The sequence below is a fragment of the Mesorhizobium sp. M0808 genome, assembly GCF_040320025.1.
Lineage (GTDB): Bacteria > Pseudomonadota > Alphaproteobacteria > Rhizobiales > Rhizobiaceae > Mesorhizobium.
Genome location: NZ_JAMYOX010000015.1, coordinates 135,243 through 142,210 on the forward strand (window position 1 = coordinate 135,243; position 6,968 = coordinate 142,210).

Genomic DNA, 6,968 nt, shown 5'->3' on the forward strand with positions numbered 1-6,968 from the left:
CCGCGATGGAAGTGCGTGAGTTTTCTTACAGCAACGTTCCGCGCAGGATCGCCAGCGCCACAGAAAAATAGATCACCAGCCCGGTGACGTCGACCAGCGTGGCGACGAACGGGGCCGATGCGCTAGCCGGGTCGAAGCCCATGCGCTTCAGGGCGAACGGCAGCATCGATCCAGACAGCGAGCCGAAGGTGACGATGCCAACCAGCGTGGCGCCGATCGTCATTGCGATCAGCGGCCAGTGCGGGCCGTAGTCGTAGAAGCCGAGATACTGCCAGAGCGCGATGCGGCAGACGCCGACCACGCCAAGAATCGAGCCAAGCACCAAGCCGGTGGGCAGCTCGCGCAATGCCACCCGCCACCAGTCGCCAAGGCCGATCTCGCGCAACGCCAGCGCCCGGATGACGAGCGAGGTCGCCTGCGAGCCGGAATTGCCGCCGGAGCTCATGATCAATGGAATAAATAGCGTCAGCACGATCGCCTTTTCCAGCTCGCCCTCGTAACTTTGCATCGCGTTGGCGGTCAGCATCTCGCTGATAAACAGCGCGCACAGCCAGCCGGCGCGTTTCTGGATCATCGCCAGAAAGCCCATCTTCATATAGGGCTCGTCGAGAGCCTCCATGCCGCCGAAACGATGCACATCCTCCGTCGTTTCCTCGATCATCGTGTCGATAATATCGTCGATGGTAACGATGCCGAGCAGTTTGCCGTTGTCCACGACCGGGACGGCGAGCAGATCATATTTCGAGATCAGCTGAGCAACCTTTTCACTATCGGTCAGCGGTGAAACGGTGATAGGCGCACGATCCGGCGCTATTGCCATGATCAGCTCGTCCGGCTCGCCAGCGATCAGTCGGCGCAGGCTGGTCGAGCGCAACAGGACATGCGTTTGCGGATCGACGATGTAGATCGCGTAGACGGTTTCGCGCGTCCGCTCCACCTTGCGGATATAATCCAGCGTGCGGGCCACGCTCCAGTCCGGCGGCACGCTGACATATTCGGTCGTCATGAGCGAGGCGGCGCTGCCCTCGGGATAGCCGAGAATGGCAAGCAGCGTCGCGCGCAGCGGTGGCGCCAGGCCGCCGAGCAGTTCGGAACGAGCCGGCTCGTTCAGATCGCGCAGTATGTCGGCGGCGCGGTCGACCGACATGGCGGCAACCAGTCTGCCTGCCTTGATGCGGGGCAGCGCCTCGACCAGTTCGGATGCGCCGTCGAGTTCAGGCTGGTCGAAGATCTCGACCAACCGCTCGAACGGCACTTCGCAAAGCAGCTCCGATGCCGTCTCGCGAGGCTCCTGGTTCAAGGCCTCGACGATGTCGGCGACGTGTTCGTTGGCAAGTACGCGAGCGATGGCGATGGCATCGCCGCCCGCGACAGGGGAAAACTCGTTCATGGCTCACTCCTTGCCGTCCGGCAGGACGTGAGCCTGTCAGGTCACGTCAAGCGGACGGCGGTTGCGTTCGACTGTGACTGTCGCCAGGCATGGCGCGGTGACCTTTCTGCTCGCGGGTTCGAGTTGAGATTCTGCGAGCCGGCGCAACATAGGAGCGCGCCTTGCCGAGTCAATCGCGAGAGCGGGTTAAAGCGGCGGCAAACCGACTGGATCGCGAGACTGTGATCGGGTGACGTGGCAGGCTGGCTGGATGCCGGCAGTGGTGCCCGCGGCTATCTCTGCTTCAGCCGGCGGGGAAAGCGCAGCCACTTGTCCTCGGCTGGCCGTGTCGGCTGCGTGAGGATGGTGGTGAGCTCGACCGGCAAGCTCGGAACCAGCGGCTTCTTGGTAGCGACGCCGTCGGCGATCGCAACCACGCTGTGGTAGAATTCGGTGCCCGCGAGCGATCTCGGCGGCGTCGCCTCATGCATGATCGAGATCACCGTTGCATCAGAGCAATTGTCCTTGATCGCCTGGTGGAAGGCGATCCGTCCATCGGGGTCGAGCGCGCCGGTGGCTTCATCGAGGAACAGCAATCCCGGCTGCTGCAGCACGATACGGGCGACAACCAGCTTCTGTTTCTGCCCACCCGAGAGAACCTGATCCCAGATCTTTCCTTCACGACTCTCATCGGCCAGATGCTCGATGAAATCGCCGAGGCCGGCCTTGTGCAGGGCGGATGCGACCTGCAGGTCGGCGTAATCATGCTCGGAACCGGGCAGGCAGACCAGTTGCTTCAACGAGACCTGCTGCAGCTTCACCTCCTGGGCGGCGTAGAAACTCCTGACCCCTTCCGGGAAGACGATGGTACCGCGGCCATAAGGCCACAGCCCGTTGATCGCCTTGATCAGCGAGGTCTTGCCGCAGCCGGATTCGCCCTTGAGGAAAGTCCACTCGCCACGCCGGAAGCGCAAATTTGCAGCACTCAGGAAGGGCGTTGCGTCCTCGCCCTGATGCGCCAGTTCGAGCTTCTGGATGGTCAGGCCGAAAACCGGGTTTTGGCGGTCGTAGCGAAAATCGGAGCGGCCGGTCTGCTGATAAAATTCCTGCGGGTGCTGGACGTTTTCGATCGCCTGCGCCAATTCAATGACGCGCAAGCTGTTGGCGCGCAACGTGGCAAGACTTGGCATGACATGGATGAACCACGAACATTTGCTGATCAGCGCGTTGACCTGTTCGGAACCTGTTATGTAACCCTTGAGGTCGAGGCCGTTATGGATGAACGGCACAAGGCCAGGCCCGAAGGCGACAATTTTGGCACCGACAAAGTTATAGACCGATTCGAATCCCGAATAGATGGTGTTGACGATGTTGAACTTCGACCAAGTCCTATCGATGTCGAGATAGAGCCGGCTATGTATCGTCTTCTGCACGACTTCGCCTTGCGAGGCCGCCACATGAAAGCTGCGGCGCAATAACGTGATCAGTTCGCCCCGATAGCTGCCTTCAGCCTTCTGCATCCTGATGTTGAGCCACTCCAGCATTCCTCCGATTTTGACTGCGATCCAGGTGTTGAACGGCACGTAGAGAGCGACCGCCAGCAGAGCAAGCACGACACTCCCGTAGCTGCCGAGGAACTCGAGTCCTTTTACCTCCACAGAATTTGCCAACAAAGCTCCACCGACAAAGTAGAGCGAGGTAAAGACACTGAATACCCCCATGGCAAGCCCAATAGCGCCGCCTGTCATGTCCTTGATCGATTCCTGCACGCGCTGGTCGATGTTGTCGGGCGCTGCCGTGCCGGACGAGCCATGCTGGGCGTGGTAGTGTGAATGGTTGGGGTCGAGTAGCGCCGCATTGAAACGGCTATCTAGCCAGCCGCGCCATTTGCGATGCAATGTCGCCGATACAAACTTGCATGTACTGGTAATGCCCATGTCCTTGAGCACGACCAGCAGCACGAGCAGGCCGGCATTGGTCAGCAACGTTTTGAGCGGCGTGGTATTCGCGGCGTCGTGAAAAAAAGCGATTGAGGTATATAGTTCAGCCGCCGCCACGGTAAACCAGACGTCGGCTTTGCTGGAGAGCCCTGTCAGCAAGCCTATTACCAAGGTGAGCGTCCAGGCTTCCACCCACTTGTCCGAGAACCAGTAGGCCCGCATCAGTCCCCAGAAGCTGCGCATCGACGATACGGGCGTCAGGGGCGACTGCCGTGCGGCACCGCGGAGCCATTTTTCCGATATTGAATGTCGCGTTGGTCTGTCGACCCGAATCACTATCCCGCCCAAACGATTTTTCTTTTGTTACGGACAGTAACACCAATTGATCATTTTCCATTAGCTTTTCACCAGCCGCAGGTGGCTTAGCTCGCCGGCCGTTGCAGTGGAGCAACAGAATGAATGATCACGGCGCTATGCCGTCATGCTTCGAGGGGCGGAATACCAACGCAATTTCAAGTAGTTACTTGCCTGAGCCGGAGCAAGCAGTGACCTTCCCTAAGGGAAGGTCTTCACACAGCTTTGTGAACATAGAAGCGCCGTCCAGCGGTCGATCTTTCACAGCCTGAATCGCCTTCACGGCCAGTCCGGCCTCGTCGGCGGCCAGAACGTGACCGTATGATTCGTGGTTGAAGCCGCCTTGTCAGGACCCCGTAGTCGGCCAAGCAATGACTTTGCCGACACAGTCCAGGATGAAGATCAATATCAATTGGCCCGTGCCCTTTTAAGAGCGCGCACAAACCGCGTTTGACAAACACGCGCTTCGGATTGAACCTGGCCGGACGCATCCAGGTTTGAACCAGGGGGAGTTCGCCATGCTTGCACGGACATTTTTTGTCGCGATGCTCGCGATGTTTGCCTGGCTGCCGCAAACATATGCCGGCAGCCAGACCTTTCCCGCAAACGCCGAGGGACAGATCGAGTTCAACACGCCGTCCGGCAATATTGGCTGCATCTACACGCCGAAGGGCGGCACCAGCACCTATGAGCCACAGGATGGCGGACCGGAACTGAGCTGTTCGCGCGTCGAGCCGAGCTACGTCACCGTCATCCTCGGCCCGAAAGGTCCGGCGACGCTGATCAAGAATCCGGGCGAGCAAGGCTGCTGCGGCGGCGTCACCAGGCTGGCGTACGGCGCCAGCTGGAGTAAGGGCCCGTTTTCCTGCCAGTCATCCACCAAGGGATTGACCTGCACCGGCAAGCATGGCCATGGCTTTTTCATCAGCAAGGCCAAGGTGACGGTGAAGTAGCCCGACTCAGTTCGCTGTTTCCAGTTCGCCGCGTGCCTTGGCCGCGGCGACCTGGCGGAGTGCATCGGCGAGCGTATCGGCGTCCTGGGCGCCCATCACCGCATATTTGCCTTCAAGCAGAAAGCACGGCACACCCGATATGCCCATGCGCGAAGCGGTGGCGATTTCGGTGCGCACCGCCTCGACATCGGCGTCGGTCGGCAGAAGCGTTTCGACCACGGAGGCATCCATGCCGGCTTCGCGCGCGGCTTCGATCAGCACGGCATGATCGCCGAGATTGGCGCCTTCCTCGAAATTCAGCTGGAACAGCCGACGCACCACCCGGTTCTGAATGGCCTCGCCGGCCGTCCCGGCCCAGCGAATGAGACGGTGCGCATCCAGCGTATTGGGCGCGACCTTGATAGCGTCGAAGGCGAAGGAAATCCCTTCAGCCTCGCCCAGCGGCTCGATCCGGGCATGGATTTCGCGGATGCGTTGCTCGCTGCCGAATTTCGCCACCATATAGTCGCGGCGGTTCTTGCCTTCGGGCGGGATTGTCGGGTCGAGTTGGAAGGGCCGCCAGTGTATGTGAACGTCGATATCGACGGCGGCAATCGCCTTGTCGAGCCGTTTCTGGCCGATAAAGCACCAGGGGCACACGACGTCGGAGACCACATCGACGGTAATCGAGTTCTCGTCGTTCATCTTGATCTCCTGTTGTGAAGAGGTCACTTCGGTTTGCGCCACCAGGTCGGCAACTGATAACCGTATATGGGCGTCTTTTGCGGATGTTCCAGATAGTTCCAATAAGCGAGCCATTGCTGGTTGTTGTGCTGCGTCGGCACCATGTAGTTGCCGGAGATCAGCAGCCGGTCGAGAACGCGGACGGCGGCGACGGAGTCCTCCTTCGAACGAGCTCTCAGCATCGCCTCGATCGCCGCATCCACCGCCGGATCGGCGACGCCGGCGAGGTTGAACGATCCTTCGGCCTTGGCGGCAGCGGATCCCCAGCGCCCGGTTTGCTCGATACCGGGCGACAGCGAGTTGTTGAAACCGGTCGAGCCGACCAGCACCTCGAAATCGAAACGCTGCTTGCGCGACTGGATCTGATCACCGTCGAGGCTGCGGATGCCGACATCGATGCCGAGCTTCTCAAGGGTGCGCTGATAGATAGCGGCAAGTCGCTCTTCGTCCTGCGAGGCGGTCAGGATCTCGAAACCGAACGGCTTTCCCTCGGGATCGAGCATCGCGCCGTCCTGCACCGTATAGCCCGCGCCCTTCAGCAGCTCGAATGCCGCCTTCAGCACCTTGCGGTCCTGGCCGGAGCCGTCGGTAACGGGCGGCCTGTAGGTGCCGTCCATGACATCTGCGGGCACGCGGCCGGGGTAGGGGGCCAGCAGGGCCTTTTCCTTTTCGCTGGCCGGGTGGCCGAGCGCGGACAGTTCGGAATTCTGCCAAAAGCTCATCGTGCGCGTGTATTTGCCGCCGAACAGATTCTTGTTGGCCCATTCGAAATCGTAGAGCATGCCGAGCGCGCGCCGCACGACCGGATTGGAAAATTTCGGCAGCCGCGTGTTGAACAGGAAACCGTTGACCACCGGCGGAATGCCGGTATCGAAAGTTTCGGCGATGACCTCGCCCCTGTGGAAGGCCGGAAAATCGAGATCGCGCTCGCGTTTGACCGGGTCGCTGTCGTCGTCGATGGCGCAGATGCCTTTCTTGAACGCTTCCTGCTTGGCGTTGGCGTTGAGGAAATATTCGATGGTGATCTGGTCGTAATTGTCGAAGCCGCGCTTGGACGGCACGTCCTTGCCCCAATAGTCCGGATTGCGCTTGAACACGATGCGCTGACCGGGCACGACTTGCGCCACCGTGTAAGGCCCGCTGCCGATCACCGGCTTTAGCGTCGTCCTGTCGAAGGTGTCCTTGTTGAAGGCGTGTTTCGGGATGATCGGCGTCAGCGCAATGATCAAAGGAAATTCGCGGTCGGCCTTGTCGTTGAAGGTGAAGCGCACACTGCGGTCGCCGGTCTTTTCGAGCTTGGCAATCGCTTTCATTCGCTGGCTGTAAGGTGGGCGGCCCTTCTCGGTGAAGACGTCATAGGTAAACAACACGTCTTCCGGCGTCACCGGCTCGCCGTCCGACCATTTGGCGTTGGGATCGAGGTGGAATTCGATGCTCTTGCGCTCGGGATCCATGTCGGCGGTATCGGCGAGCAGGCCGTAGAGACTGAAGGCCTCGTCGTAGTTGCGCTGCATCAACGGCTCGAAGACAAGATTACCAAAGGCTTGATCCATCATGCCGCGCGCGGTGGTGCGCAGGCTTCTCAGGATGAACGGATTGAGATTGTCGAAGCTGCCGACGACGCAATAG

General features: G+C 60.3%; 5 protein-coding genes. 1 reads left to right on the forward strand and 4 read right to left on the reverse strand.

Annotation, left to right across the window (positions count from 1 at the left end; genetic code table 11):
• Nucleotides 1-25: 25 nt before the first annotated feature.
• Together mgtE and NKI25_RS18890 are read right to left on the reverse strand one after the other, a co-directional pair.
• Nucleotides 26-1,390 (reverse strand): magnesium transporter, encoded by a 1,365-nt coding sequence (gene mgtE, locus NKI25_RS18885; RefSeq protein WP_352999026.1) that lies wholly within the window; start codon nt 1,388-1,390, stop codon nt 26-28.
• A 272-nt stretch (nt 1,391-1,662) separates the two neighbouring features.
• Nucleotides 1,663-3,552, reverse strand: a complete 1,890-nt coding sequence (locus NKI25_RS18890) for an ABC transporter ATP-binding protein/permease (protein ID WP_352999029.1) — start codon at nt 3,550-3,552, stop codon at nt 1,663-1,665.
• A 629-nt stretch (nt 3,553-4,181) separates the two neighbouring features.
• On the opposite strand from NKI25_RS18890, the gene NKI25_RS18895 reads away from it, so the two are divergent.
• Complete coding sequence (locus NKI25_RS18895; protein ID WP_352999030.1) at nt 4,182-4,616, forward strand: hypothetical protein; 435 nt, start codon at nt 4,182-4,184, stop codon at nt 4,614-4,616.
• Between the two features lie 6 nt (nt 4,617-4,622).
• Here the strand turns inward: NKI25_RS18895 and NKI25_RS18900 are convergent, their stop codons facing one another.
• Together NKI25_RS18900 and NKI25_RS18905 are read right to left on the reverse strand one after the other, a co-directional pair.
• The gene (locus NKI25_RS18900) at nt 4,623-5,300 is read right to left on the reverse strand and encodes a DsbA family oxidoreductase (RefSeq protein ID WP_023675040.1); all 678 of its coding nucleotides are present in this window, start codon (nt 5,298-5,300) and stop codon (nt 4,623-4,625) included.
• Between the two features lie 23 nt (nt 5,301-5,323).
• Nucleotides 5,324-6,968: extracellular solute-binding protein (locus tag NKI25_RS18905; RefSeq protein ID WP_352999032.1), on the reverse strand; the 1,645-nt coding region annotated here is incomplete at its 5' end.